Genomic DNA, 26620 nt, shown 5'->3' on the forward strand with positions numbered 1-26620 from the left:
TGTCTAAGACAGTCTCGTAGCTCAGCTGGTTAGAGCGCTACACTGATAATGTAGAGGTCGGCAGTTCGAGTCTGCCCGAGACTACAATTTTAAGACTAAGTACAGGAAATTCTAGAAGTTGGGATTCACAATTCATAATTCTGAATTCATAATTTTGAATTTGCAATTGGGGGATTAGCTCAGCTGGCTAGAGCGCTTGCCTTGCACGCAAGAGGTCATCGGTTCGACTCCGATATTCTCCACTGGGCAATGCCCAGAGATAATAATAATTATTATTTCTGAGAGTATTGCAGGCAGATTGTAACTAACAAGTTTAATTACTTGTCAGTGGCGACTCGCCACAACGTTCATTGACATATTGGTAAAATGATATCGTAAAGAATCAAGATAGAGAGTTAGATAACATCTAACAACATATTTTTATAAGAACAAGAATTATAAAGAGCTCGTTGTAGTAGAGATACTACAGCAAAAAGTACAATAAGCTAAATAAGGGCGTATGGAGGATGCCTAGGCTTTCAGAGGCGAAGAAGGACGCGATAAGCTGCGATAAGCTACGGGGAGAAGCACATATTTTATGATCCGTAGATTTCCGAATGGGGCAACCCGTCATGTTGAAGACATGTCACACCTTCGGGTGAGCAAACGTGGTGAACTGAAACATCTAAGTAACCATAGGAAGAGAAAACAAAAGTGATTCCGTTAGTAGTGGCGAGCGAACGCGGATTAGCCCAAACCAATGTTGTTACGGCAATATTGGGGTTGTAGGGCTGCGACATTAGAATCTAAGAGAACTGGAATCGTTTGGAAAGACGAACCGCAGAGAGTGATAGTCTCGTACAGGTAATCGAAGAGGATATAGCAGTACCCTGAGTAGTGCGGGACACGTGTAATCCTGTATGAATCCACCGGGACCATCCGGTAAGGCTAAATACTCCTGAAAGACCGATAGTGAACTAGTACCGTGAGGGAAAGGTGAAAAGAACCCTAAGTAAGGGAGTGAAAGAGAACCTGAAACCGTACGCCTACAAGCGGTCGAAGCACATTTACTGTGTGACGGCGTGCCTTTTGCATAATGAGCCTACGAGTTACTGTTGCTAGCAAGGTTAAAGATTTAAGGTCTGGAGCCGAAGCGAAAGCGAGTCTGAATAGGGCGGTTATAGTTAGTAGTAGTAGACGCGAAACCGAGTGATCTACCCATGGGCAGGTTGAAGCTGTGGTAACACACAGTGGAGGACCGAACCAGTTGACGTTGAAAAGTCTTTGGATGACCTGTGGGTAGGGGTGAAAGGCCAATCAAACTCGGAAATAGCTCGTACTCCCCGAAATGCATTTAGGTGCAGCGTTGAATAAAAGTTTTATAGAGGTAGAGCTACTGATTGGATGCGGGGGCTTCACCGCCTACCAATTCCTGACAAACTCCGAATGCTATAAAATGTTTTTCAGCAGTGAGGGCATGGGTGCTAAGGTCCATGTCCGAGAGGGAAAGAACCCAGACCATCAGCTAAGGTCCCCAAATATATGTTAAGTTGAAAAAACGAGGTTTGACTGCCCAGACAGCTAGGATGTTGGCTTGGAAGCAGCCATTCATTTAAAGAGTGCGTAACAGCTCACTAGTCGAGCGGTCGAGCATGGATAATAATCGGGCATAAACATATTACCGAAGCTATGGACTTTTAAAAGTGGTAGGGGAGCATTCTATATGTGCTGAAGGTGTGCTGTGAGGCATGCTGGAACGTATAGAAAAGAAAATGTAGGCATAAGTAACGATAAAGGGGGCGAGAAACCCCCTCACCGAAAGACTAAGGTTTCCTCAGCGATGCTAATCAGCTGAGGGTTAGTCGGGACCTAAGGCGAATCCGAAGGGAGTAGTCGATGGACAACAGGTTAATATTCCTGTACTTCTTATAATTGCGATGGGGTGACGGAGTACTGAAAGCACCGCGAACTGACGGAATAGTTCGTTGAAACATTTAGGTATTAGACTGGTAGGCAAATCCGCTGGTTTAGCTGAAGTGTGATAGTACCACAAGTCTTCGGATGCGTGGATAGTGTGCCTAAAAACTTCCAAGAAAAACCTCTAAGCTTCAGGTTATAAGAACCCGTACCGTAAACCGACACAGGTAGTTGGGATGAGAATTCTAAGGTGCTCGAGAGATTCATGGCTAAGGAACTAGGCAAAATAGACTCGTAACTTCGGGAGAAGAGTCGCCAACAGCAATGTTGGCCGCAGTGAAAAGATCCAGGCGACTGTTTATCAAAAACACAGGGCTTTGCTAAATTGAAAGATGATGTATAAGGCCTGACACCTGCCCGGTGCTGGAAGGTTAAGTGGAGTTGTTAGCTTCGGCGACGCAATCAAATGAAGCCCCAGTAAACGGCGGCCGTAACTATAACGGTCCTAAGGTAGCGAAATTCCTTGTCGGGTAAGTTCCGACCTGCACGAATGGTGCAACGATCTGGATACTGTCTCAGCCATGAGCTCGGTGAAATTGTAGTATCGGTGAAGATGCCGATTACCCGCAGCGGGACGAAAAGACCCCGTGAACCTTTACTATAGCTTCGTATTGACTTTGGATAAGTAATGTGTAGGATAGGTGGGAGACTTTGAAGCGGCGTCGCTAGGCGTTGTGGAGTCATCCTTGAAATACCACCCTTTGCTTATCTAGAGCCTAACTCAGCAATGAGAACAGTGCGTGGTGGGTAGTTTGACTGGGGTGGTCGCCTCCAAAAGAGTAACGGAGGCTTCTAAAGGTTCCCTCAGCACGCTTGGTAACCGTGCGTAGAGTGCAATGGCATAAGGGAGCTTGACTGAGAGACATACAGGTCGATCAGGTACGAAAGTAGAGCATAGTGATCCGGTGGTTCCGCATGGAAGGGCCATCGCTCAAAGGATAAAAGGTACTCCGGGGATAACAGGCTGATCTCCCCCAAGAGCTCACATCGACGGGGGGGTTTGGCACCTCGATGTCGGCTCGTCACATCCTGGGGCTGGAGAAGGTCCCAAGGGTTGGGCTGTTCGCCCATTAAAGTGGCACGCGAGCTGGGTTCAGAACGTCGTGAGACAGTTCGGTCTCTATCTGCTGTGGGCGTTAGAAATTTGAGTGGATCTGACTTTAGTACGAGAGGACCGAGTTGGACTGACCTCTAGTGTATCTGTTGTCTCGCCAGGGGCACTGCAGAGTAGCTACGTCGGGAAGGGATAAGCGCTGAAAGCATATAAGCGCGAAACCCACCACAAGATGAGATTTCTTTAAAGGGTCGTGGAAGATCACCACGTTGATAGGCTATAAGTGTAAGTGCAGTAATGTATGTAGCTGAGTAGTACTAATAACCCATAGGCTTATGTACGTATCCCGGTCCTAGTGGCCGGGAGCAAACTCTTTGATGAATTTAGGATATGATTTTACTAATATGTTAACTTTTACAGTTGAAATATACTGAAACGATTTAAGGTGATTATCGCAATGGGGCTCACCTCTTACCATTCCGAACAGAGAAGTTAAGCCCATTAGCGCCAATGGTACTGCCACAGGTGGGAGAGTAGGTCGTTGCCTTTCTTTATCAAGCCTCAATCTTTAAAAGATTGAGGTTTTTTTTGATCTTATTTTTAGGATTGCTGTATCTCGTAGTTTTTAATCCTTTGCCCGTTATTTTTATAATTATAAAAGAAGTAATTTTTAATTGCAGTTATGTATTATTATGAGTTCGTATTTTTTCTTCATTCTGTTTTTTCCACTTTCGAACTCTGCTTCTTGCGTTTTTGTATGGTGATGAAGTGTTTAATTGTATCATTTTTCCTTTAGTCCACTTTTCATACAAATCCGCGTTGTCATTCGTTTTAATTAGCTCTAATATTTTTCCTACATTTCTGTCCAATTCGGTTAGAAGTGTTTTGTAATCAAAATTTTCGTAATCAGAATAAAATTTTTGAGCAAGTTTCCCTAATTCATTCCACTTAAATCCTGTTTCTGGAAATTCCACAATTTGTCCTTTATCTTTTCGGTGATTCCATTTCAGGACGAGTTCAGACCAACCAACAAGATAAGCAACCAAATCTGACACACTCATTTTAGTTTCTTTTGCATGTCCTTCGAGTTCTTTTTCTTTGGTCAGTTCCGTTGGAATACTTTCTAAGTCCTTTTTCAGTTTGGAATAGTTATTCTCAATTTCAAAAATCAATTCTTCTTTATTTTTTGGAACTGCCATTTCTTTGTTTTTTGTTCATATGAAGCATAACGCACTCGGATATGAATAACATGGTTTAATACTTAACTTTTCAGTTTTTGCATCCACCTTTTTTTATACGTTTTCAAATGTATTAAAACTAATACGTTATTTAAAGTAAAGTTATTAATGAGTAATCGGTATTTGTTAATTAATTATGTAACTCCAATAAACTTACTACAATATGTATATAAAATATTACGGAGTTTTATAAATCTATCAATTTTATGATTTATGACACACTTTATTGAATACTCCCACACACTTTATTGAATACTCTAAGTGAGCTTCGCTGAGTTTTCCTCAACGCAACGAAACGGTCAGCGAGCTTTGCTGAGCTTTCCTCAACGTAACGAAACCGTCAGCGCGTCACGCTGGTCTTTTCTCAACACAACGGAACAATCAGCGACCCATACCGTGGTGTTAACGGAGCATGCCGTAGTATCAGCGACCCATGCCGTGATGTTAACGGAGCATGCCGTAGTATCAGCGACCCGTGCCGTGGTGTTGACGGAGCATGCCTTGGTGTTAACGGAGCGTGCCGTGGTGTTAACGGAGTATGCCGTGATATCAGCGACCCATGCCGTGATGTTAACGGAGTGTGCCGTAATATCAGCGACCCGTGCCTTGGTGTTAACGGAGCATGCCGTGATATCAGCGACCCATGCCGTGGTGTTAACGGAGCATGCCGTAGTATCAGCGACACATGCCGTGGTGTCAACGGAGCATGCCGTGATATCAGCGACCCATGCCGTGGTGTCAACGGAGCACGCCGTAGTATCAGCGACCCATGCCGTGGTGTCAACGGAGCATGCCGTGATATCAGCGACCCGTGCCGTGGTGTTAACGGAGTATGCCGTGATATCAGCGACCCGTGCCGTGGTGTTAACGGAGTATGCCGTAATATCAGAGACCCATGCCTTGGTGTTAACGGAGCGTGCCGTAGTATCAGCGACCCATGCCTTGGTGTTAACGGAGCATGCCGTAGTATCAGCGACCCGTGCCTTGATGTCAACGGAGGATGCCGTAGTATCAGCGACCCGTGCCGTGGTGTTAACGGAGCATGCCGTGATATCAGCGACCCATGCCGTGATGTTAACGGAGCATGCCGTGGTATCAGCGACCCGTGCCGTGGTGTCAACGGAGCATGCCGTAATATCAGAGACCCATGCTGTAATATTAGCGAGCTTCACTAAGTTTTCCTTACAGATATATAAATCAACAAAGCGTGCAGAGAATTATGTAAACGAATTGTAGCTACCAGTTTTGTACATGGTTTTTTGCATGGTTAAACAACTAACTTAGTAAATAAAAACCGAATAGAAAATCCGCGAGGACTTTCGTAATTAGGTAAGAACCTAGCAATTAATTATACACGGTATTAGATGGTGTTTTTTATTTTTTTCCAATCAATCATCATTAACCTATCTCCTTTGGCTGTACTCGTTGTATTTAACTCATAAGACTTAATTTCCTTTTCTAGTATTTTACATACTTCTTTAATCAAAACAATAAGCCAAGTTATACTCATTTTTTTGTCTCCCAGTGAGTATTCAATTTCATCAATACCTATCATTACACCTTCAGAAACGCTATAAGGATTTATGAAGTCAGCGTAGTAGTTTTCTGTTTTTCCAAAAGTTATAATTCCACTAATTGCTTGGTGTTCATCAGAGTCTTCTTTTTGAAGTATATGAACCCATCTCAAAGTTCCAAATATTGTATCTTTTTTTGATACTATTTTGTCAATATTTCCATTTATATGCTGAATTGTATTTCTCAACAAAATTATTTCCTGACACCTTGAAATATCCACAATTTCTTTAATATCTGTGATTTTTTTTAGTTTTTCTTTTCTTTTATTGTTGTTTCTTCCTCGGTAATAGTCTAATTGAGATAGTAGTTTACTAAACTTGTCTGTAAAGTCAATAATAGAAGTACTTATTATTAGCAACTTTGTAACCTCTTCTGAACTTAGTTGTTTTGTGCCTGTTTTGTAACAATTTAAAAGATGGCTTTTTAAATTTTGAAAATTAATATCTATAGCGTCAACGGTCAATCTAATTCCATCAATTATCAATAATTGTTTTTTTCCTATTTCACTTGGAATTTTTCTTAATATTGAATCGCTTTTTAATATCATGTTTTTATATCTCAGGATGGCACGTTTTTTAAATAACACCTAACGGTTTGTGTATGAAAGATAGCTTATAAAAAGACACTAACTTTTCGGATTAGCACAGAGCCGAATTTTTATATTTTGGTTTTAATTTTCTCTTTTTAAAAGCCAAATTAAAAATTTGATGGTCTTTTAAAATAAACACAAGTATTATGGTTTAGTACTTATTTGCTATGTATTATATACCTTGTAAGCAAACGTTTTTACGTCTAATTCAGGTTTAATGTGTTTTAATATCTCTCCCATAGATTTATGAATATCGTCTCCAATCTCATATTTTTTTGGTTGATTATTTTCTTTGGCTAATACAACAAGTTGAGTTTCGATATTCTGATATTCTTTTTCGACTAGTTTTATCTTTGGTTCAGGTAAGTAATGGCAGTTTTCCTTTAAAATATCAATAAACTCTCTAATCTTTCCTATTGAATCTTGATAATTTAATCCTCTAGTTTTTTTATCTGGTGTAGCCGAAGTTGCTAACTTAATTGTAATTCGCATACAATTTTTAGTTTCATTGAATAGTCTTCCAAGAGAAATTTTGTTTTGCTCTGTTGCGATAGTATTTTTCATTTCTTCGGCTTTATCAGCAGACTTTTTTGCTTTTTTAGCCTCATTTATAGCTAAATATGCGCCATAAGCAGAAGCAATAGCTCCAACAATTCCAACAATCAGGCTAGTTATTTCCATTCTCTGTCAATAATTTTAATTCCCGTTTGTCCGAAATAATAGTCGAAGTTTTTTGATGTCCCAGATGAAAGCATTTCTAAGAATTTTATGAAATCGTAATATCCTCGTGCTACATAAAGTTCTCCGTTTTCATCATAACTTGGAATTGGTAACTTACATCGTCCGCCATCTACAACAAGATATGTTTCTCGAAAAACTAAGGAATTGTTATAGAAGATATCAACTATTTGAGAATAGGCTTTAGGGTCAGGGAATTTGTTAGCCCATTCTTCTTTAAAATCATCATTTGACATTAAACCATAAGCCATTGTTATTGACAGGTCGTCTTTATAAACAGAAATAGTACTATGCGAATCTTCTTTTAAGATATTTGAATCTCCGTCAAATGCTTCATAAAATGTAAATTGACTTTTATAAGAGGGGCCACTTCCATATCCCCAGCAACCAATCTCATTCCAATTGGTATAATCTGATTTTATTATTGTTTCAAGTAGATTATCTAATGTCATTGTTTATTTTTTTCTTAATGTTTGCTAACTCGTTATATGTCAAACTTTAGTTGTTTTATCCTGGAAAAAGTATGGGATAACATAAAATTTAGCAATTTTTATACGCTATCAAATATAGTATAATCAATAGGTTACTTAAAACAAAGTTATTAACGAGTAATTGTTATTTATTAACTAATTATACAATTCCAGCGAACTTACTACAAGGGGTGTACAAAATCTTACGGAATTCCATAAACCTATTAATTTTATGATTTGTAACACACTTTATTGAATGGTCTCTGTAGGAAAGCTTTAACGATATACCTTTCGTTTGCTAATTTTTAGGTCTCCCTTTTTTTCTAAAGATTTTATGACTCGAATAACCGTTTCTACGCGTAAACCTAAAATATCTGCTATTTGCTGACGTGTATAGGCTACTTTAAAAGAATATTTTCCTTCAACTTTATATACATCGTCTTTTAAATAATCTATAAAGCGGAGTACTCTGTGAGCAGGTTCTTGACTCGATATTTCAGAAGCAATAATAGCTTTGTAGTACAAACGTTTTGCTAAACTCTGGGTGATTTTTAGGTGAATTTCAGGATTGTCTTGTAGTAATTTAAACAGGTTGCTTTTAGATAAAGCTAGAACCGTACTATCAGAAATAGCCACCGCATTGGCAGGATATTTTACATCAATAAATAAAGGCGGTTCACCAAAACTTTGGTTTTTATAAAATACCCCTTGAATAAATTCTTTACCGTCATCATTAAAATTATTCATTTTAACCACTCCGCTTACTATTTGGTAGTAGTAGTGTGCGGTTTGTTTTTCAGAGAAAATGATTTCGTCTTTTTGAAAACTTTTGGTTTCAGCGGTATATTTTAATAAGAGTTCTTCTGGAATCATTATGATTTAAGTCATAAATTGCAATTGCATAAAGATATACTTTTGTAGCGTATTTCAACAACGATTTGTAAATGGATAAAAGAGACATAGAAAATAGGGAAGATGTGTATAAGTTAGTATCAACCTTTTATAACGATAAAATTAGAAAGGATGATTTTATAGGGCCTATATTTTTAAAAACAATCCCAGAAGAAACCTGGGAACCTCATTTACAAAAACTCACCGATTTTTGGGAAACAAATTTGTTTTTTGTTAGAAAGTTTAAAGGAAATCCGATGAAAGCACATAAGGATGTAGATAGAGAGTTTGAGTATGCTATTTATCAGGAACACTTCGGACGCTGGTTGCAATTGTGGTTTGAAACGGTTGATGAACTTTTTGACGGAACCAAAGCGCATGAAGCTAAAGAAAGAGCACGAAACATAGCTTCTATGCTCTTTTTTAGAATGTTTGAAGCAAAGCCTAAGCCTACAACTACGACATAAGTAGGTAAAAGATCAACGAAATATTACCGAGTATATTGATAATAAATGCCCATGCAATTATTTTAAAAGGGCGTTGACTTATGGCAGCAGCGTTAGCCCCCATAGCGGTTACACAAGCAAAAATTAGGGCAAATAAATTAACGTCACCATTTACGGCTAAAGCAGCTGTTATGGAGGCAATCATAGAGCCTACGGTAATTAATATAATAGATACACCAATGCTATTTCGTTCTCCTTCAGCAATTTTTTTATTGATGTAAGCCGTAATTCCCATGCTATTTGTTTTTTGAAGTGTTTTTTCAGCGGTTATGTTTTTAGTAGTTACCATAATATAATAGTTTTGATAAAATTATGTAACTGATAATTAGTTTTTTATGATTGAAGTCATAAATGAAAAAGAAGAAAAGGTGTTTTTATTTGTTAGATATTTTTATCTTCACATACTAAAATAAGCTGAGTGGAGTCAATAACTATAATTTACATTGTATTAGCCGTATTCATAAGCGTAGCCATTGCTTTTTTTCAATATTTCTATAAGGTAAATAGCACTCCGAAAGTACATATCTTACTTTTTAGCTTAAAAGCCCTAAGTCTTTTTTTAATAGGATTGTTATTGATCAATCCGAAGATAACAACTCTTGAAACAGAGAACATACAACCGGTGTTATCTGTATTGGTGGATAATTCACTATCTACTCAGTTTTTTAAAGAAGAAAAAAAGGTTCAAGAAGTAATATCAAAAGTAGAAAGCAACGAAGAACTTCAAGATAAATTTAACGTACAGTATTTTTCGTTTGGGAACGATATTAAGGTGTTGGATAGTTTATCGTTTGCTGAAACTCAAACAGATATTTCAAAAGCAATTGATGCTGTTAATGAGTTGAATAAAGATAAAAATGCAGCTACCATTTTAATAACCGATGGAAACCAAACACAAGGAAACGATTATGAGTTTTCATCAACAAAGCATAAAGTATTTCCTGTAGTTATTGGTGATACCATTAAGTATCAAGACATTCAAATTTCGCAGTTAAATGTGAATAAGTACAGCTATGTAAAGAACAAGTTTCCTGTAGAAGCATTGTTGTATTATGAAGGAAAAGAAACGGTAAACACTACTTTTTCAATTGTAAAAAATGGGAACAGAGTTTTTTCAAAAAGAGTACGTTTTTCACCAGAAAACCCTGTACAAACTGTTACAGCCAATTTAGTGTCTGCTACCAAAGGAGTACACTATTACACAGCATCGATAAGTAGTATAGCGAATGAAAAAAACACAAAGAACAATTATAAAAGCTTTTCAGTTGAAGTTTTAGATGAACAAACCAAGGTTTTACTATTAAGTTCTTTCCTACACCCAGATTTAGGAGCGCTTAAAAAAGCGATAGAGAGCAATAAACAACGAAAAGTAGATATTGCTTTGATACTGGATAAGAATATAAATTTAGATGCGTATCAGTTTTTTGTTTTGTATCAACCTAACAGTTATTTTAAAAGTACTTTAGAAAAAATATCCTCTAATTTTTTACTGGTTTCAGGAACTAAAACAGATTGGAACTTTTTGAATAGTCAAGGTTTGGGAGTTCAAAAAAGAGCCATCAATCAAAAAGAAGAATACACGGCTATTTACAATGCAGATTTTCTAACTTTTTACCAAGAGGATATCGGTTTTGGTCAATTTCCACCACTAAAAGACAAGTTTGGAGAAGTACAGCTTAAAAAAGAATCTCAAAGCTTATTGTATCAGAAGTATGCAGGGGTAGAAACCACGCAACCGTTATTGTCAACCTTTGAAGAGAATGATAAAAAGTATGCAGTGCTATTTGGTGAAGGTATTTGGAAATGGAGAGCTGCCAGTTATTTAAAAGAGAAAAACTTTGAAAGTGTTGATACGTTTGTAGGAAATTTGGTTCAGTATTTAGCATCCACTAAAAAGAGGAAACGTTTAGAGGTAAAAGCGCAACGTTTGTATGCAGCCAATGAACCGATAACTATAAGTGCATTTTATGTTGATAAAAACTACCAATTTGATAGCAGAGCATCTTTAGAGTTAACAGTAACTAATTTAGAATCAAAGGCTAAAAAAAGTATTCCTTTTTCGTTATTTAACAACTCATATCAAGTTGCTGTTGAAGGATTAGCCTCAGGAGAATATTCATATACCGTAACTGTAAAGAATCAAAATATAAGAAGTTCAGGTAGGTTTAAAATTGAAGACTATCAGATAGAAGAGCAGTTTACCAATGCTAATTTTAAAAAACTGGAACAATTGGCATTAAAAACAGACGGAGCAATTGCTTATGTAGATAAAGTTGACGAATTATTAAAAAAGATACAAGAAGATGCATCTTTTTATACCACTCAAAAGTCTATTACCCAAAAACAAAGTTTAGTTGATTGGAAATGGTTGTTATTATTGATTATAGTTTTATTGTCAATAGAGTGGTTTGTTAGAAAATACTATGGTAAAATATGATGTATGAGCACTTTTTTCAATGTCCGCATTGTTGGGAAGAAATTTCCATGTTACTGGACGCCAGTACATCTGAAACGTATGTAGAAGATTGTGAGGTATGTTGCAATCCTATACAAATAACGTTTACCTTTGTAAATAACGATTTAATAGCTTTTGAAGCTAAAAATATAGAACAATAAATAACTATGAGATTTCACACACGTAAATGGGTAAAACCAGAAGATTTAAACCCTAACGGAACACTTTTCGGAGGACGATTGTTACAATGGATTGATGAAGAAGTAGCGTTATATGCTATTATTCAATTAGAAATTCCCAAAACAGTAACCAAGTTTATGTCTGAAATAAATTTTGTTAGTTCAGCAAAGCAAGGAGATATTGTTGAAATAGGAATTGATGTAGTAAAGTTTGGAACAACATCTATTACCTTAAGCTGTGAGGTTCGTAACAAAATAACTCGAAAAACAATTATCGCAATTGATAAAATTGTTATGGTAAGTTTGGATGAAGAAGGAAGCCCTTTTGCGCATGGTAAAACAAAAATTGAATACGTTAAAGACAGATTGGATAAAGAAGGTTCATAAAATTTTATAATTTTGTAACTCTAAACTAGATTAGTGAAAAAAAGCATCATCATATTATTAACTTTACTGTTAATTGTGCCTCCTTTAGAAGCACATGTAGATGCTATTGTTTTTGAAAGCGAAACTGAGGTTCATGTTGAAAGTTTTAATACTTTGCATCAAGATGAACATCATGAAAATGATACAGAAGAAGAAAAAAACAAAGAACACCACCATCATTGTAACGTAATTACAATTACAGCAGATTTTATTCCGACTGACTATAGTTATAATATTCCTATTTTCTTAGAAGTAAGAAACCGTATTAACTTCTATAGAAACACCTATTATAATTCATACTTATCGGCTATTTTCCAGCCACCTAAGTCTTAATTCTATTTTACTATTACTAACAGTAGTAGCTCTTGTGTAAACAAGAACTACAAGCTGTTGTACCGATTATTTAATAATAACCGGTAGAAATTATGTTACACTAGAATTAAATCAATACAAAATGTTAGATAACATTATCAAATTTTCAATTAAAAATAAATTGATTATTGGAGCATTGGTTGTGGCATTAATAGGCTGGGGAATTTACTCTCTAAAACAATTACCTATTGATGCTGTACCAGATATTACCAATAATCAGGTGCAAATAATAACATCAGCACCTTCACAATCAGCCCAAGATATAGAACGTTTAGTGACGTTTCCTATAGAAATTACCATGTCAAACATTCCAGATATCGAAGAAATTCGTTCTTTCTCTCGATTTGGATTAAGTGTCGTTACAATCGTTTTTAAAGAAAGTACCGATATTTATTGGGCGCGTCAACAAATTAGTGAACGGTTGATAGAAGCCAAAAATCAAATTCCTGATGGAGTAGGAACACCAGAAATGGCACCAGTGACCACAGGATTGGGTGAAATTTATCAATATACGTTATATACCAAAGAAGGATACGAAAAACAATACGATGCAATGGAGTTACGCTCTATTCAAGATTGGATTGTTCGTCGCCAACTCTTAGGAATTGAAGGGGTGGCTGATGTAAGTAGCTTCGGAGGCTTTTTAAAGCAATATGAAGTAGCTATTGAGCCAGAACGCTTGCAATCGTTAAATGTTAGTATAAATGAGGTTTTTGAGGCACTATCTAAAAACAATCAAAATACAGGGGGAGCATATATAGATAAAAATCCTAAAGCGTATTTTATTAGAAGTGAAGGGTTGATAAAAACTCCAGAAGACATTCAGAATATTGTCATAAAAAACAATATAAACGGAACACCTATACTGATGAAAGATATAGGGAAAGTTCAGTTAGGGCATGCGGTACGATATGGCGCAATGACAAGAAATACTGACGGAGAAGTGGTAGGTGCTATTGTTATGATGTTAAAAGGAGCCAATTCTTCAAAAGTGATTGAGAATGTAAAAGAAAGAATAGCACAAATAGAAAAAAGTTTGCCAGAAGGAGTTGCCATAAAACCTTTTTTAGATAGAACTAAATTAGTAGATAAAGCCATAAAAACGGTATCAACCAACCTTATTGAAGGGGCTTTAATTGTCATTTTTATTTTGGTGTTGCTGTTAGGAAACTTACGAGCGGGGTTAATTGTAGCGTCGGTTATCCCGTTAGCAATGCTGTTTGCTATTAGTTTAATGAACGTGTTTGGCGTTTCTGGAAACTTAATGAGTTTAGGAGCAATTGACTTTGGTATTATTGTAGACGGTTCTGTAATTATTGTAGAAGCAACACTACATCACTTAGGGTTAAAAAAATCAGGAACGCAATTAACCCAAAATCAAATGGATGATGAAGTGTATGAGTCGGCTTCAAAAATAAGAACAAGTGCGGCTTTTGGAGAAATCATTATCCTTATTGTGTACTTACCAATTCTTGCCTTGGTAGGTATTGAAGGAAAAATGTTTAAACCAATGGCATTAACCGTAAGTTTTGCAATTTTAGGAGCCTTTTTACTATCGCTTACTTATGTACCTATGATGAGTTCGTTGTTTTTAAAGAAAACAATCAATAACAAGAAGAATATTTCAGATAAAATTATAACAGCGATACAAAATGTATACACCCCAATACTCAACTTTGTGTTAACTCATAAAATAAAAGTAGTAATAGGCTCAGTAGCTATTTTTATACTCAGTTTAGTCACTTTTTCTAAAATGGGATCAGAGTTTATTCCTTCTTTGGATGAAGGAGATTTGGCAGTACAAACTACTGTATCAACAGGAAGTTCGCTGTCGTATACTATTGATGTTTCCAACCAAGCATCAGCGCTGTTAATAAAGGAGTTTCCAGACGAAATAGAGCAAATAGTTAGTAGAATAGGTTCTTCTGAAATTCCTACAGACCCTATGCCAATAGAGGCTTCAGACATCATTATTATTTTAAAAGAAAAAGAGGAATGGACAAAAGCTAGCACCAAGAATGAACTGACAGAAAAGATGCAACAATTGTTGGATGAAAACATGCTAGGTGTTTCTTTTGGATTTCAACAGCCTATTCAAATGCGATTTAATGAGTTGATGACAGGTGCTAGACAAGATGTTGTACTTAAGATTTATGGAGAAGATTTAGACAGATTGGTAAAATATGCCAATCAGTTAAGTAGAATTATTCCAGATGTAGCAGGAGCAGAAGATGTGTATGTTGAAAAAATGACGGGATTACAGCAAATTGTAATTGAGTATAACAGAAGTCAGTTAGCCTATTATGGACTCAACATTGAAGATGTAAATACGACTGTTAATGCAGCTTTTGCAGGTCAAAGTGCAGGATCAGTGTATGAAGGTGAAAAGCGTTACGATTTGGTAGTGCGTTTAGCAAAAAACAGAAGAGCTAGTATAGAAGATATTCGTAAACTATACATTACAACTGCAACCGGGGCACAAATTCCGTTAACAGCTGTAGCATCAGTAGATTTTAAAACAGGGCCTAACCAAATTCAAAGAGATGATGCTAAGCGTAGAATAACAGTTGGTTTTAATGTAAGAGGACGTGATGTAGCTAGTATTGTAAACGAATTAAAAAGCAAAGTTTCAGATAAAATAACATTCGATCCGGGATATTATATTACGTATGGAGGAACTTTTAAAAATTTAGAAGAGGCTCGTGCCAGATTAGGCGTTGCAGTGCCAGTAGCGTTATTACTCATCTTTTTGTTATTGTATTTTACATTTAAATCTATTAAACAAAGTGTATTGATATTTACTGCCATACCGATGTCTGCTATTGGTGGAATTTTCGCGTTGTGGTTACGAGGGATGCCTTTTTCAATTTCAGCAGGAGTAGGTTTTATAGCCTTATTTGGTGTAGCGGTGTTAAATGGAATCGTTTTAATTGCTGAGTTTAATCGTTTAAAGGCCATTGGAGTATCAGACCTTACTGAAATTGTGAAAAGAGGAACTTCGGTGCGTTTGCGTCCTGTTATTATGACCGCAGCTGTAGCTTCATTAGGGTTTTTACCTATGGCATTATCATCCTCAGCAGGAGCAGAGGTACAAAAGCCTTTAGCTACCGTAGTAATTGGAGGATTGGTGTCTGCAACTTTATTAACCTTACTTATTTTACCTGTGTTGTATATGCTTTTTGAAAAGAAAGTCAACTTAAAAATGAAAAAGAGTATAGTAACTGTAGTAGTATTTGCAATTGGAGTTTTTGGAGTTCAAGCACAAGAAGTGCCCCAAAAGTTAACAGAACAACAAGTTATTGAATTGGCGTTGCAAAAATCAGTATTGATGAAAAAATCAACGTTAGCAATTGAAAAATCGAAAGCTGGAATTGGTAAAGCGATTGAATTGAATCCAACAACAGTTCAATACCAAGATGTTGGTGTAGCCAATGGCATAGCGGAAAAAGAATGGTCTGTTAATCAGAGTTTCGGTTCTATTTTAACGCATATTCAAAAAAAGAAGTTGGCTAAAGAGAAAAATAATTTAGCAACGATTAATAATAATATAACAAAGAAAGAAACAGTAAGAAAGGCTAGAAGTTTATACCAACAGTGGAATTACTTATATGGATTGTTATCGCTAATGGAAGAGCAACAGCTTAGTACCAATCAAATAAAAGAAATAGCTGATAAGTTGCATGCATCTGGAGAAATAGGAGGATTAGAAAACGATTTAACCTCTTTACAATCGTTAGGAGTACAGTCACAAAAGAATAAAGTATACAAAGATTTCATTCAAGTAGAAAATGAATTAAAGCAATTATTACAAATTGATTATTTGATACAACCGCTTGAAAAACTACCTCAAAAAAAGGACTTTTTAATTCAAAAAGATTCGTTGTCAAAAGACTTTATCAAAAGTTTAGAGCAACAAAATAAGGTAGCGGCTAAAGGTGTATCTGTAGCAAAATCAACTTATTTTCCAGCATTAACAGCTGGTGTAATTAATAGAAAAACAGGAAATGAGAACAGCTATACAGGTTTTAATGTAGGAGTAAATATTCCACTTTCTTTTTGGTCTAATAATGCAAAAATAAAAGAGCAAAAAATTATACAAGAAGAAATAGCTTATGAAAATAATAATAGAGCTATGGTAATTCAGAATAATTATAAAAGCTTACAAGAACAGCTTACGTATTTAAATGAAGAGTTGGTAAGTATTCACTCAACAGTTACACAAGCGCAAAAGTTTATAAAAAAGCTAGCACTAGCTTATAAAGTAGGAGAGATTGATGCCTACCAATATAATCAGAGTTTTACCGCTTATTTTCAGGTAATGCAAAACTATTTATCACTGGTTAATAATTTTAACCAAACAGTAATAGCCTACGAGTTTTATATAAAAGAATAAAAATATAGACATGAAAAAATTAGTAATAGTATTAGTAACTATCATTATTGTTGTTAGTTGTAACTCAATAAAAGAAGATCATTCAGACCACGATCATGCAACAGCAGAAAAAACAACACAAAATGTAACGAACGATGAAGATCATAATGAAAATGGAATTCATTTAACTCAACAACAAATCGTGACAGCTAAAATAGAGACAGCTACAATCGAAAAAAGAAAGATTAGAGAAAAAGTAGCAGTAACAGGAACGATAGAGGTGCCACCACAAAGCAAAGCCACTATATATGCGCCTTTAGAAGCGTTTGTTTATAAAACAGATTTGTTGCCTGGTGATAAGGTGAAAAAAGGACAAACAGTAGCAGTATTACAGCATCCTAACTTTATAGAGCTACAGTATGCGTATCTTGAAGCGATAAATAAGTTAAAAGTAGCTAAGGCAGATTATGAAAGAAAGAAAATGTTGTTAGAAAATGATATTACCTCAAAAAAATCATTTCAAATAGCAGAAGGAAGTTATCGATCTGCAAAAAGTTTAGCGAATAGCTATGTAGCACAATTAAAAATGGCAGGATTATCACCTACTACAGTTGCAGCTAATGGGATCCAACAATATGTGTATGTAAAGGCTCCGATTTCTGGTTATGTTGTGGAGAATAATTTAAACAAAGGAATGTTTTTAGCAGCTAACTCGGAGATGATGGAAATAATAGATAATGATCATATGCATGCGGAGTTAAATGTTTTTGGAACAGACATAACTAAAATAAAGAAGGGAGATGAGTTCGAATTTCAACCATCTGGAATAGATATAGTTTATAGAGGGTATATAAAATTGATTAGTCAGAAAGTAAACGATCAAACGAAAACGGTAAATGTACATGGACATTTTGAAGACGAGCAAAATCGATTAAAAGCAGGAATGTTTATCAATGCTCAGATTTTGTTAGGAGGAGAGGAAGTGTATGCAATTCCTGAAGAAGCAGTCATAGAAAATGAAGGAGAGAACTTTGTTTTTGTTAAAAAGTCAGCAGATGAATTTATACCTGTTGAGGTAACTTTTGGAGGTTCGGATAATGGATTTGTAGCAATAAAAACAATTCAAGAAGATAATTACAACGTAACTATTGTAACTAAAGGAGCACACTTTTTAAAAGGAAAACTATTACAAATGGCAGGCGGAATGGAAGGTCATGCCCATTAACAAAACAACAAGCGATTATTTAATCCATAATCGCTTGTTTAGTTGTAATGCATCTTTTTTATACATTTAAAGTCAATTTATAAAAACATGGGACACAACCATCACCATCATTCACATGGAAACTCTACAGGGAATATAGCTGTAGCTTTTTTTCTTAATCTCGCTTTTACAATTATTGAATTTATTGGAGGCTTTTATACCAATAGTTTGGCTATTATGTCAGATGCACTGCATGATTTAGGCGATAGCTTAAGTTTAGGGCTATCTTGGTATTTTCAAAAAAAATCGACAAAAAAGGCAAACAAGAAGTATTCTTACGGGTATAAACGATTTTCTCTTTTAGGTGCTATTATCAATTCGATAGTATTAGTAATAGGTTCAGTGTTTATTATTAAAGAAGCAATTCCTCGAATTATCAATCCAGAAAGCGCAGATGCCAAAGGCATGATGTGGTTAGCTGTTTTAGGAATTATAGTTAATGGAGCAGCTGTATTAAAATTAAAAAAAGGAACTTCAATTAACGAACGAGTAGTTTCATTACATTTATTAGAAGATGTGTTAGGCTGGGGAGTAGTATTGATTGCAAGTATTGTAATGCAGTTTTGGGATGTACCAGTATTAGATCCTGTTTTATCTATCGCTATTGCTGGTTTTGTACTGTATAATGTGTATAAAAACATAAAAGAGAGTCTTAGAGTTATATTACAAGGAACTCCTGAAAATATTTCTGTAGAAGAAATTCAACAAAGAATAGTTTCTATGAAAGGTGTAAAGAGCATTCATGATTGTCATTTATGGACTATGGATGGGGAATACAACGTGTTTACAGCCCATTTAGTACTAGAAGAAAAAGAAATGTCTTGGGAAAAAAGCCATGAAATAAAACAAGAAATTAAACAGGTTTTGCATGATGATTTTCATTTAGAACATATTACTCTTGAACTTGAATTTACATCACAAGAATGCGATTATGAAAACTGTGGTTCATAAATTTAATTGTACATTTGAGTATAAAACATATAAAAAATGACAAGAAATCAAGTAGAGTTAAAGTTTCCGAAATTTGGATTGCTAATTCCTGTAGCCATAGTTTTGATAATTTTTATAGCAAAATCTACGGTAACAATAAATTCAGGAGAGGCAGGAGTATTGTATAAAACGTTTGGAGGAGGAGTTGTAACAGATGAGCCACCATTAGGAGAAGGTTTTCATGTAGTTGCTCCTTGGAATAAAGTACATGTATATGAGGTAAGACAGCAAGAGCTTTTTGAAAAAATGAAAGTATTATCGTCTAATGGATTAGAAATTCAAATAGATGCATCCGCTTGGTACCAACCAGTTTATAAAGATTTAGGAAACTTACATCAAACACTAGGTGAAAATTATTTACAACGTGTAATTCAGCCAGCAATTCGTTCAGCAGCGCGTAGTGTAGTTGGGCGTTATACACCAGAGCAGTTATATTCTAGTAAAAGAGATGCTATTCAAGACGAAATATTTATAGAGACAAAAAAAATATTAGAAAAACAGTATGTTCAGTTAAATGAAATTTTAGTTAGAGATGTAACCTTGCCATCAACTATTAAAGAAGCAATTGAACGAAAATTAAAACAAGAGCAAGAGTCTTTAGAATATGAGTTTAGATTAGTAACAGCTCAAAAAGAAGCAGAAAAGCAAATTATTGAAGCAAAAGGTAAAGCTGACGCCAATAGAATTTTAAGTGCATCGTTAACAGATAAAATTTTACAAGATAAAGGTATTGAAGCTACAAACAGGTTAGCTAATTCTACTAACAGCAAAGTTGTTATTATTGGTTCTGGTAAAAGTGGAATGCCAATTATTTTAGGGAATCAGTAGTTTTTTGTGATTTATAAAAAAGAAAAAAGGATTTTAAAAGTAGGTTCTGGTATAGAGTTAAAAGAGCTTGAGTTGCATGATGCCGCTGATATTTTCAGAATAATTAATAAAGAAAGAACCTACTTAGGTAAATGGCTGCCATTTGTAGCCTACACGAAAGAATTAAAGGATACCGAAAGCTTTGTAAACTCGGTCGTTAATGTTCCTGAAGAAAAGTTAGAATATACTTTTACAATTAGAAAACAAGACGAGTTTATAGGGCTGATTGGTCTAAAAGATACAGACATTCTTAATAAAAAAACAGAAATAGGTTATTGGCTTTCTGAAAAGGAACAAGGTAAAGGTATTATGACAAAATCAGTAAATGAGTTATGCAATTTTGCCTTTACGAAATTACAAATGAATAGAATTCAAATAAAATGTGCTGTAGGAAATACGCCTAGTAAAAACATACCTAAGCGGTTAGGCTTTAAATTGGAAGGAGTTGAAAGAGATGGAGAGCTACTAACAGGAAATGTTTTTACAGACTTAGAGGTGTATAGCAAATTAAAGAACGATGGGTGAACTAAATTATACTAAGTTATTAGTGATATTTCTATCTATTATTTTTTAGGTAAAAACTTGCTTTAATAGCGGTGTGTAATAAGCTACTAAAACAGGCTTTTGCAATAGTAAAAAGTGGTTTGCCTTATGACGCAAATTATAAAAGTACGTTGGTTTAAAAAAGTATAAAATTTACTTGTTTTTTACCTCAGTTCTTTGTTAGGGCAAGTTTTTTTTATTCATTTTCATCGTTAATCTATTTCCATTTTCTGCAACAAGTCCTTCTAAATTTATTCCATATTTTTCAAATATTATATCCATAAATTTTTCTCCATCAGCCTCTTTAATTATCTCTGCTTTATTTAAGTTAATAGCTGGACAAAACAGAACTCCAAATTTTCCTTCTGGAAAGTGTATTGCAATTGCTGGCTTAAGAAGGTTAAATGACCTCATATATAAAGCAAGAAATGCACCTTTTTCAGGTCCACCAAATGGGATAATTTGACTTTGTTTGCCTTTTGAAATTGTTATTGTTCCAGGTCGAAAAGATACTTCAGCACTCATTTCGTAAATGAAGCAATGTTTTTTTATGCTTTCTTGGTAAACCGTTTCTATTGATAAGCAAAAATCAGCAACATCCTCAATTCCTTCGTTTTCAATTACAGATTTAAACGCTTTATTAATTTTAGAAGATTCTTTTTTATCTGAATCTGAAGTATGATAATATTCTTGAAACTTATTAAAAGCCAATTGATTTCCTATCCAAGCATTTTGTTGATTTTGTTGAGCAGTTTTGTCCGAAATCTTGATTACTATCCGATTTCCATTTTCAAGCGAAGCAATTATAAAATCAGTTTCATTGTTTGATTCGATATTTGCTTTTAAACACTGAAGTACTAATTGCTGTAAGTTTGCGATTCTATTCGAGTAGAATAATTCAAGTATTTTTTCAGCATAGTGTATGTTTCCTGCAAAACTTAAACTCAAATATGGATTCAAGATTAATGATTTCAGATTTCCAGTAAGTGGATTATTTCGTACAGCATTTTTATCCGTAACTTTTGAATCAGATACGATGTAAATCTTTTCTTTTATTTGACGACATATGATTAAAGTCACTAGGTTTTTCTCAAATTTGCCCTAACGTGTTTGTATATGGTTTGTTGCGTGGTTTTGCACGTAATTTAGCAAATAAAAACCGAATAGAAAATCCGTCGAAGGTTTTCGTAAGTAGGCGAGAACTAGTCATTAATTATACACGTCTTTGTTGGGTGTAGGCTTATCTATTAATTTCTCAATTTTATTATAAAACTCAATGAATTCAGTAAAGATTTTATCAAGAGAAGTTGTTTTATAATAATACCACCTAGGAGATGATTTAAATTCTCCAAATTCTTTTTGTATTGTTTCGGTAATAGATTTTTCTTTAAGTTCTTTACCTATACTTCTACAAGTTAAACCAAAATAAGGCAAGGAATTTAAGTCGTCCATTCCAATTCCACAAATACACTCTTTTTCATTAATTATTAATTTATATCCGAGAACTAAAAATCTAGGAATTGAATTTTCATTTACTGTATTTCCAAAAGTAATATTAGTTGTTATTTCTCCTTCTTTTTGACTTAATTTATTTTTCCATTCTTTAAATAAATCAATAAAAGATTCATTTTTTATCTCTAATAAATAATTACTTAATCGGTTTATATCTTTAAGTTCTTTGTTTGTTTTCTCAATTTTCTTTAGATTATTTATGTTTAATTTGAGTTTTTCTTTTATTATTTCTTTCATTTCTAAATTCAATTCTTTTTCAATTTCTCTATTATTAAATAATCCTTTTAGATAATCAATATATTGTTCTAAGGCACTTATTAGTAATTTATCTTTTACTCTACAAAAAGGTAAAGCATAATTCTCTAACCAGTTTAAAATATGTTCTTTGAAATTTATTTCTAAATATCTACTATCCAGTTCTTTTTTTAATTTTTTAGGTAAACTTTTACTTTTTTCACTTGGACTTCCTCCTTTTTCTGTTAAATATAAAACATATATTTGTTCGATTCCGTATGATTTTCCTTTGACTTTGTTAACATATCTTTCGATTTGTTCATTTTGGTCAATAGCTCCATTTATTTTATTTTCAATTATTATTGCATATCTTCCTAGATCATCTAATATCAAGACATCTATTCTATCTTTTTCTACCGAAAATTTTGGTTCAACAACTTTAATTTTTGCATAATTACCTCCTAAATAATTTAAGAATGACTGTAAAAAAGGATATTGGTTTTCAGATTTATAACTAATAAACTTTAGAAAAATTCTACTATGAGAATTTTCGTTTGATTTTAATTCATCAATTAAATTAATTTGATATGGTAATTTTTCAGATTCAATTAGATAATAACGATTTAATATTTTACTAAATTCTAAGAGTTCTAAATTGTTCATTATTATCTGTTTTTTTAGCTTACACCCAACTAGTTTACATACATAACAAAGTTAGTTATATATTCTTTTTATGGTAGGATATGCGCAACTTTTTTATCGGGATTGCAAACGAAGTCTAATAGGGTTGTCTTCCCTCTTGAATAATAGGAGGAACTTTAACCAAGTTGACACACTTTATTGAATAGTCTCCAGCATGGGTCGCTGACACCACGGCATGGGTCGCTAATATCACGGCGTGCTCCGAAGACACCACGGCACGGGTCGCTGATATCACGGCATGCTCCGAAGACATCGCGGCATGGGTCGCTGATATCACGGCATGCTCCGTTGACACCACGGCACGGGTCGCTAATATCACGGCGTGCTCCGCAGACACTACGGCACGGGTCGCTAATATCACGGCGTGCTCCGTTGACACCACGGCACGGGTCGCTGATATCACGGCGTGCTCCGAAGACACCGCGGCATAGGTCGCTGATATCACGGCATACTCCGCTAACACTACGGCATAGACCTTTTTATCAAAGGCAACTGCCGTAACACCATAAGAACTTTATATAGAAATAAATCACGAACTCTTAACAACTAATAACTAAGCATTAAAAACTAAAAACTAATCACTATCTATACGGAGGCCCCGCAACCCAACCCACAATAGATTTACGAACCCCTTTGGTAATAGGAGTTACGCGATGCATCATAAAAGAAGGAAAAACAATGATGGTACCTTTCTCTCTAGGAGCACTTACAATTTTTTGATTCAGCATAAACTGTAAATCACCGCCCTCATACTCATCAGGGTCAGATAATTGCATGGAAATACTCAGTTTTCTATCAGAAATTTCACCCGCACCAAAATCCAAATGCCAATCAAAAAAGTCACCCTCAGTATAGCTAGCCAATTGCAAATTGTTATGAAAGCCCAACAAATCAAACCAATACCGTTCGTTATTACACTGAATAGCCAAACCCGCCAATCGGTTGTAAATCCATTCAGTTTCAGGCGTATTTTCAATAAACATTACATCGCTTTTTCTAAGTTCATCATCATAAGTGTCAGATCCGCTAAGTGTAGCCTTAATTTTTTGATTCTCATTCCATAAATTCAAAATTCTATCAGTTTCATGCGGAAGAAATAAACCGTTGTAGTGTACAAACTCAGCAAAATTATGTTTTAACGGAAGACCAAAAGGATAGTTTATAGCCATGATATAAGAGTAGTTATAAGGTGAAAGAAGATTTCTTAATCTTTACAACACGTACGTTTTAAAATTCAGTTAGTATTTAGATAGCAAAATATAAAAAACAAACAAGAAGGAGTAAAAAACAGTCGTAAAAGCAAGAAAATAAATCAAGAGTGTCCAACCAGTTGATGCTTTTAGAGACAGAAATATGGAAAACTGTCAGTTCGAGTGATTTTGAGGGACGAAAATCATACATCGACTTCGCTCAGTAGAACTATTGAGAACTAATTTAAAGGGTATAGTTCTTTTCCTTAAGAATAATGCATGCAAGGTTTTGATATTTAGTTATTAAAAAAACCGAACTAAAATGTTCGGTTTTTACTTTTATATGTTTAGGTTTAATATTACTTACTTAGGTATTTATTCAAAAAAACAGTTAATTCATCACCTTTAGGACCAGGAGCATTTTCATGAAGGATTTTTCCTTGTTTATCAAGAAGTATATATCTTGGAATATTAACCAATTTAATTGATTTTAAAAAGTTTGCACTCTCTTGATTTAGCACCATATAACTATGCTGATAACTTTCCATATTTTCAGTTTTTACAGCGCTCAACCAGCTGTCTTTATTTTTGTCAATAGAAAGGTAAAGGAAAGTGATTTTTTCTTTTGAAAATTTATGTATCACCTTTTGATAGTCCGGCATAGATTCCCTACATGGGAAACACCAACTAGCCCAAAAATCGATAAATATGTAATTACCGTTGTTGTTTTTTATTAAATCATTCAAAGAACTTATTTCTTGATTATGATTTATAAGTTTTACATCATTCTTAATATTTTCAAATATATCAATATCAAGTAAATACTTGTCTTCCAGAATAGTATTTAATCTGTCATCTTGGTATTTGTTTTTAAATTCATTAAATTTTGATCTAGTAACATTAAAAGATTCTCCAAAATTAATCATAGCTTCAATACTTAAAAACCGAGCATATTTTGTAAGTGAGTCATTAAAATATAAAGGAGCATTATCAAAAGCCTCTACATAGTTAATGTATTGTCTTGAGCGAGTATAGGTAGGTTTAGATTTAATTACATTCTTTCTTAAGAAAGAAAGCATTAATGTTTTGGAATAGGGGTTTAAAAGAAGGCTGTCGTTTATAAAAATGGTTGAATTGAGTTTGCCTTTAGCAGCTTTTGATTTGAAATAACGATAGAATAATTTTAATTTATTGTTATATTCTATTAAAGACTTATATCTTAAATGCTCTTTTAAATCATTAGGTAGCTCTTGTTTTTTAAAAAAATCAATTTTATACAAGTAAAGTTTGTTCAATAGTTTAAAAAGAATTTTTTCTTCTTCATGTTTAGAAGGATATATACCTCTGTTTACTTTTACAGGATAGCTAACAAATTTTTGATAATCATTATTACCAATCATCGGCCTTTTATTGTGGTTTATAGAATAAAAGATATTAGTTAAGGAATCTATTTGTTTTTTGAAGCTTTGATAGATGCTATCTTGCTTTAATTTTTGTGAAACTTCTTTAAATCGTTTGTTATTTTGGTTGTAGGAGTTAACAATATATTCTATTCTGTCTTCATAAGCTTTAATCTTTATGCTGTCACCTTTACCTAAAAAGAGAGTATCGGGAACAATTTTTTTATGACTTAAATAAATAAATTCACCTTTATTTAATTTTATATTAATAGTATCTATCTTCTTTTTTGATGTATAGAGACTTTTATCAATGTTTTGATAACTAGATTCTTTTCTTAATGCAATTTGATTATTAGAATAGTTTTCTATGCAAACAATTAATTCATTTAAAGGTTTAGGAGTTTCATTATTTTTTTTACTGGTACAAGAGAAGAATAATAAAGTAAAAAGCACAAGTGAAATAGGTTTTATCAGCGTCATTTTTAATTTTAATTATTAAAGGAAAGGTTTTTTTAACCTTTCCTTTAAATTAGTTTAAACTGTGTTCTTTTTAGCAAGAGGCACAACAATACCCAGAAGCATAGCTACCATCGTTATACTCTTGCTGAAGTTGATAAGCAGATTGGGCTTCTTCTACCGAATAAACTTTTGCAGACCAATGTCTAAAAGAACCATCTTCATTTCTTACTGCAATTCTACAAGTTGAACCAGCAATACTGTGAAGTTCTTTCCTGTTAAGTATTGTAACTCCATTTAGATTAACAATTTTGTTTAGCATAATAAAATTTTATAAATTATTTTTTGGGTGAACTATTAAAGACACTCACCTTTGTGTCTATCCTTCGCGAAATAATATTATAATTAAAAGTTTAAAATCAATTGTGTTTTTTAAAAGAGTGGAATCCGTAAAGGAAAAATCTTTTCAAAGGTATCTTATAAAAATATTTTTTTTTTAAAAAAAACCGTAAAAAAAGTAAGGTTTTTCCTTATGTGTTTGTTTTTAATGCTTGATTGTTAGTTTTTTAGCGTGTTGTTGGAAAGGGCGGCTCAATTTACAGACGTTACTGTATGTTTTAAAATTATAAAAAAACAAAAGT

General features: G+C 34.2%; 23 protein-coding genes, 2 tRNA genes, 2 rRNA genes and 1 pseudogene. 16 read left to right on the forward strand and 12 right to left on the reverse strand.

The features are described from left to right. Positions 1-10 precede the first annotated feature (10 nt). The 4 genes from AC3VJB_RS01305 (at position 11) to rrf (ending at position 3560) form a co-directional block, all read left to right on the forward strand. Positions 11-84 (forward strand) — tRNA-Ile (locus AC3VJB_RS01305). A gap of 84 nt (positions 85-168) precedes the next feature. After that, positions 169-242 (forward strand) — tRNA-Ala (locus AC3VJB_RS01310). A 236-nt stretch (positions 243-478) separates the two neighbouring features. Then, positions 479-3351: ribosomal RNA gene (locus tag AC3VJB_RS01315) — 23S ribosomal RNA — on the forward strand. A 100-nt stretch (positions 3352-3451) separates the two neighbouring features. After that, positions 3452-3560: ribosomal RNA gene (gene rrf, locus AC3VJB_RS01320) — 5S ribosomal RNA — on the forward strand. Positions 3561-3690: 130 nt separating this feature from the next. Here rrf and AC3VJB_RS01325 read toward each other — a convergent pair. After that, positions 3691-4209 carry a ClbS/DfsB family four-helix bundle protein gene (locus AC3VJB_RS01325; RefSeq protein ID WP_497666649.1) on the reverse strand — a complete coding sequence of 173 codons (519 nt, stop codon included), beginning with the start codon at positions 4207-4209 and terminating at the stop codon, positions 3691-3693. Positions 4210-4509: 300 nt separating this feature from the next. Between AC3VJB_RS01325 and AC3VJB_RS01330 the strand changes: the two genes are divergently transcribed. Further along, the gene (locus tag AC3VJB_RS01330) at positions 4510-5484 is read left to right on the forward strand and encodes a hypothetical protein (protein ID WP_497666650.1); all 975 of its coding nucleotides are present in this window, start codon (positions 4510-4512) and stop codon (positions 5482-5484) included. Between the two features lie 124 nt (positions 5485-5608). On the opposite strand, the gene AC3VJB_RS01335 is transcribed toward AC3VJB_RS01330, so the two are convergent. From AC3VJB_RS01335 to AC3VJB_RS01350, 4 genes are all read right to left on the reverse strand, one after another. Next, the gene (locus AC3VJB_RS01335; protein ID WP_159494610.1) at positions 5609-6370 is read right to left on the reverse strand and encodes a hypothetical protein; all 762 of its coding nucleotides are present in this window, start codon (positions 6368-6370) and stop codon (positions 5609-5611) included. Between the two features lie 207 nt (positions 6371-6577). After that, positions 6578-7093 (reverse strand): hypothetical protein, encoded by a 516-nt coding sequence (locus tag AC3VJB_RS01340; RefSeq protein ID WP_159494607.1) that lies wholly within the window; start codon positions 7091-7093, stop codon positions 6578-6580. Next, the gene (locus AC3VJB_RS01345; protein ID WP_159494606.1) at positions 7084-7602 is read right to left on the reverse strand and encodes a hypothetical protein; all 519 of its coding nucleotides are present in this window, start codon (positions 7600-7602) and stop codon (positions 7084-7086) included. The genes AC3VJB_RS01340 and AC3VJB_RS01345 overlap by 10 nt, the downstream gene beginning before the upstream one ends. 294 nt (positions 7603-7896) lie before the next feature. Continuing rightward, positions 7897-8493, reverse strand: coding sequence for a Crp/Fnr family transcriptional regulator (locus AC3VJB_RS01350; protein ID WP_159494605.1), 597 nt, complete (start codon positions 8491-8493; stop codon positions 7897-7899). A gap of 71 nt (positions 8494-8564) precedes the next feature. On the opposite strand from AC3VJB_RS01350, the gene AC3VJB_RS01355 reads away from it, so the two are divergent. Next, positions 8565-8978 (forward strand): group III truncated hemoglobin, encoded by a 414-nt coding sequence (locus tag AC3VJB_RS01355; protein WP_497666651.1) that lies wholly within the window; start codon positions 8565-8567, stop codon positions 8976-8978. Here the strand turns inward: AC3VJB_RS01355 and AC3VJB_RS01360 are convergent. After that, positions 8968-9306, reverse strand: a complete 339-nt coding sequence (locus tag AC3VJB_RS01360) for a hypothetical protein (RefSeq protein ID WP_464836411.1) — start codon at positions 9304-9306, stop codon at positions 8968-8970. The genes AC3VJB_RS01355 and AC3VJB_RS01360 overlap by 11 nt on opposite strands. A 129-nt stretch (positions 9307-9435) precedes the next feature. Between AC3VJB_RS01360 and AC3VJB_RS01365 the strand changes: the two genes are divergently transcribed. From AC3VJB_RS01365 to AC3VJB_RS01410, 10 genes and pseudogenes are all read left to right on the forward strand, one after another. Then, positions 9436-11454: a VWA domain-containing protein gene (locus AC3VJB_RS01365; protein ID WP_497666652.1), complete on the forward strand. Its 2019-nt coding sequence runs from the start codon at positions 9436-9438 to the stop codon at positions 11452-11454. After that, positions 11454-11633 (forward strand): CPXCG motif-containing cysteine-rich protein, encoded by a 180-nt coding sequence (locus AC3VJB_RS01370; protein WP_167714310.1) that lies wholly within the window; start codon positions 11454-11456, stop codon positions 11631-11633. The genes AC3VJB_RS01365 and AC3VJB_RS01370 overlap by 1 nt, the downstream gene beginning before the upstream one ends. A 6-nt stretch (positions 11634-11639) precedes the next feature. Further along, positions 11640-12038, forward strand: coding sequence for an acyl-CoA thioesterase (locus tag AC3VJB_RS01375; RefSeq protein ID WP_047790498.1), 399 nt, complete (start codon positions 11640-11642; stop codon positions 12036-12038). 33 nt (positions 12039-12071) lie between these two features. Continuing rightward, positions 12072-12410, forward strand: coding sequence for a hypothetical protein (locus tag AC3VJB_RS01380; protein WP_159494602.1), 339 nt, complete (start codon positions 12072-12074; stop codon positions 12408-12410). A 121-nt stretch (positions 12411-12531) separates the two neighbouring features. Continuing rightward, positions 12532-16842: a CusA/CzcA family heavy metal efflux RND transporter gene (locus tag AC3VJB_RS01385; protein ID WP_497666653.1), complete on the forward strand. Its 4311-nt coding sequence runs from the start codon at positions 12532-12534 to the stop codon at positions 16840-16842. 10 nt (positions 16843-16852) lie between these two features. Then, entirely contained in the window at positions 16853-18046 is a 1194-nt protein-coding gene (locus tag AC3VJB_RS01390) for an efflux RND transporter periplasmic adaptor subunit (protein WP_497666654.1), read from the forward strand. 87 nt (positions 18047-18133) lie between these two features. Further along, complete coding sequence (locus tag AC3VJB_RS01395; protein WP_167714149.1) at positions 18134-19036, forward strand: cation diffusion facilitator family transporter; 903 nt, start codon at positions 18134-18136, stop codon at positions 19034-19036. Positions 19037-19072: 36 nt separating this feature from the next. Then, positions 19073-19903, forward strand: a complete 831-nt coding sequence (locus tag AC3VJB_RS01400) for a prohibitin family protein (protein WP_047790493.1) — start codon at positions 19073-19075, stop codon at positions 19901-19903. Positions 19904-19909: 6 nt separating this feature from the next. After that, complete coding sequence (locus AC3VJB_RS01405; protein WP_240627209.1) at positions 19910-20467, forward strand: GNAT family N-acetyltransferase; 558 nt, start codon at positions 19910-19912, stop codon at positions 20465-20467. A 53-nt stretch (positions 20468-20520) separates the two neighbouring features. Next, a pseudogene (locus AC3VJB_RS01410) lies at positions 20521-20625 on the forward strand (IS110 family transposase); the annotation flags it as partial. A gap of 40 nt (positions 20626-20665) precedes the next feature. Here the strand turns inward: AC3VJB_RS01410 and AC3VJB_RS01415 are convergent. The 6 genes from AC3VJB_RS01415 to AC3VJB_RS01440 form a co-directional block, all read right to left on the reverse strand. Beyond that, positions 20666-21565 carry a hypothetical protein gene (locus AC3VJB_RS01415; protein ID WP_047790492.1) on the reverse strand — a complete coding sequence of 300 codons (900 nt, stop codon included), beginning with the start codon at positions 21563-21565 and terminating at the stop codon, positions 20666-20668. Positions 21566-21694: 129 nt separating this feature from the next. After that, on the reverse strand, positions 21695-22894 hold the full coding sequence (locus tag AC3VJB_RS01420) for a PD-(D/E)XK nuclease family protein (RefSeq protein WP_047790491.1): 1200 nt from the start codon (positions 22892-22894) through the stop codon (positions 21695-21697). Positions 22895-23009: 115 nt separating this feature from the next. After that, positions 23010-23396 carry a hypothetical protein gene (locus AC3VJB_RS01425; protein ID WP_047790490.1) on the reverse strand — a complete coding sequence of 129 codons (387 nt, stop codon included), beginning with the start codon at positions 23394-23396 and terminating at the stop codon, positions 23010-23012. A gap of 118 nt (positions 23397-23514) precedes the next feature. After that, a complete protein-coding gene (locus tag AC3VJB_RS01430) occupies positions 23515-24102 on the reverse strand; it encodes a 2OG-Fe(II) oxygenase (protein WP_125343691.1) in 588 nt (195 codons plus the stop codon). A gap of 380 nt (positions 24103-24482) precedes the next feature. Then, on the reverse strand, positions 24483-26003 hold the full coding sequence (locus AC3VJB_RS01435; protein ID WP_073184792.1) for a TlpA family protein disulfide reductase: 1521 nt from the start codon (positions 26001-26003) through the stop codon (positions 24483-24485). A 70-nt stretch (positions 26004-26073) separates the two neighbouring features. Then, positions 26074-26301, reverse strand: a complete 228-nt coding sequence (locus AC3VJB_RS01440; RefSeq protein WP_047790487.1) for a hypothetical protein — start codon at positions 26299-26301, stop codon at positions 26074-26076. Positions 26302-26620 lie beyond the last annotated feature (319 nt).

This window comes from Tenacibaculum sp. TB-53 (genome assembly GCF_059716285.2).

Coding starts and splice junctions, on each gene's coding strand:
- AC3VJB_RS01325 (WP_497666649.1), bottom strand. CDS start 4,209: ATGGCAGTTCCAAAAAATAAAGAAGAATTGATTTTTGAAATTGAGAAT.
- AC3VJB_RS01335 (WP_159494610.1), bottom strand. CDS start 6,370: ATGATATTAAAAAGCGATTCAATATTAAGAAAAATTCCAAGTGAAATA.
- AC3VJB_RS01340 (WP_159494607.1), bottom strand. CDS start 7,093: ATGGAAATAACTAGCCTGATTGTTGGAATTGTTGGAGCTATTGCTTCT.
- AC3VJB_RS01345 (WP_159494606.1), bottom strand. CDS start 7,602: ATGACATTAGATAATCTACTTGAAACAATAATAAAATCAGATTATACC.
- AC3VJB_RS01350 (WP_159494605.1), bottom strand. CDS start 8,493: ATGATTCCAGAAGAACTCTTATTAAAATATACCGCTGAAACCAAAAGT.
- AC3VJB_RS01355 (WP_497666651.1), top strand. CDS start 8,565: ATGGATAAAAGAGACATAGAAAATAGGGAAGATGTGTATAAGTTAGTA.
- AC3VJB_RS01360 (WP_464836411.1), bottom strand. CDS start 9,306: ATGGTAACTACTAAAAACATAACCGCTGAAAAAACACTTCAAAAAACA.
- AC3VJB_RS01370 (WP_167714310.1), top strand. CDS start 11,454: ATGTATGAGCACTTTTTTCAATGTCCGCATTGTTGGGAAGAAATTTCC.
- AC3VJB_RS01375 (WP_047790498.1), top strand. CDS start 11,640: ATGAGATTTCACACACGTAAATGGGTAAAACCAGAAGATTTAAACCCT.
- AC3VJB_RS01385 (WP_497666653.1), top strand. CDS start 12,532: ATGTTAGATAACATTATCAAATTTTCAATTAAAAATAAATTGATTATT.
- AC3VJB_RS01390 (WP_497666654.1), top strand. CDS start 16,853: ATGAAAAAATTAGTAATAGTATTAGTAACTATCATTATTGTTGTTAGT.
- AC3VJB_RS01395 (WP_167714149.1), top strand. CDS start 18,134: ATGGGACACAACCATCACCATCATTCACATGGAAACTCTACAGGGAAT.
- AC3VJB_RS01400 (WP_047790493.1), top strand. CDS start 19,073: ATGACAAGAAATCAAGTAGAGTTAAAGTTTCCGAAATTTGGATTGCTA.
- AC3VJB_RS01420 (WP_047790491.1), bottom strand. CDS start 22,894: ATGAACAATTTAGAACTCTTAGAATTTAGTAAAATATTAAATCGTTAT.
- AC3VJB_RS01430 (WP_125343691.1), bottom strand. CDS start 24,102: ATGGCTATAAACTATCCTTTTGGTCTTCCGTTAAAACATAATTTTGCT.
- AC3VJB_RS01435 (WP_073184792.1), bottom strand. CDS start 26,003: ATGACGCTGATAAAACCTATTTCACTTGTGCTTTTTACTTTATTATTC.
- AC3VJB_RS01440 (WP_047790487.1), bottom strand. CDS start 26,301: ATGCTAAACAAAATTGTTAATCTAAATGGAGTTACAATACTTAACAGG.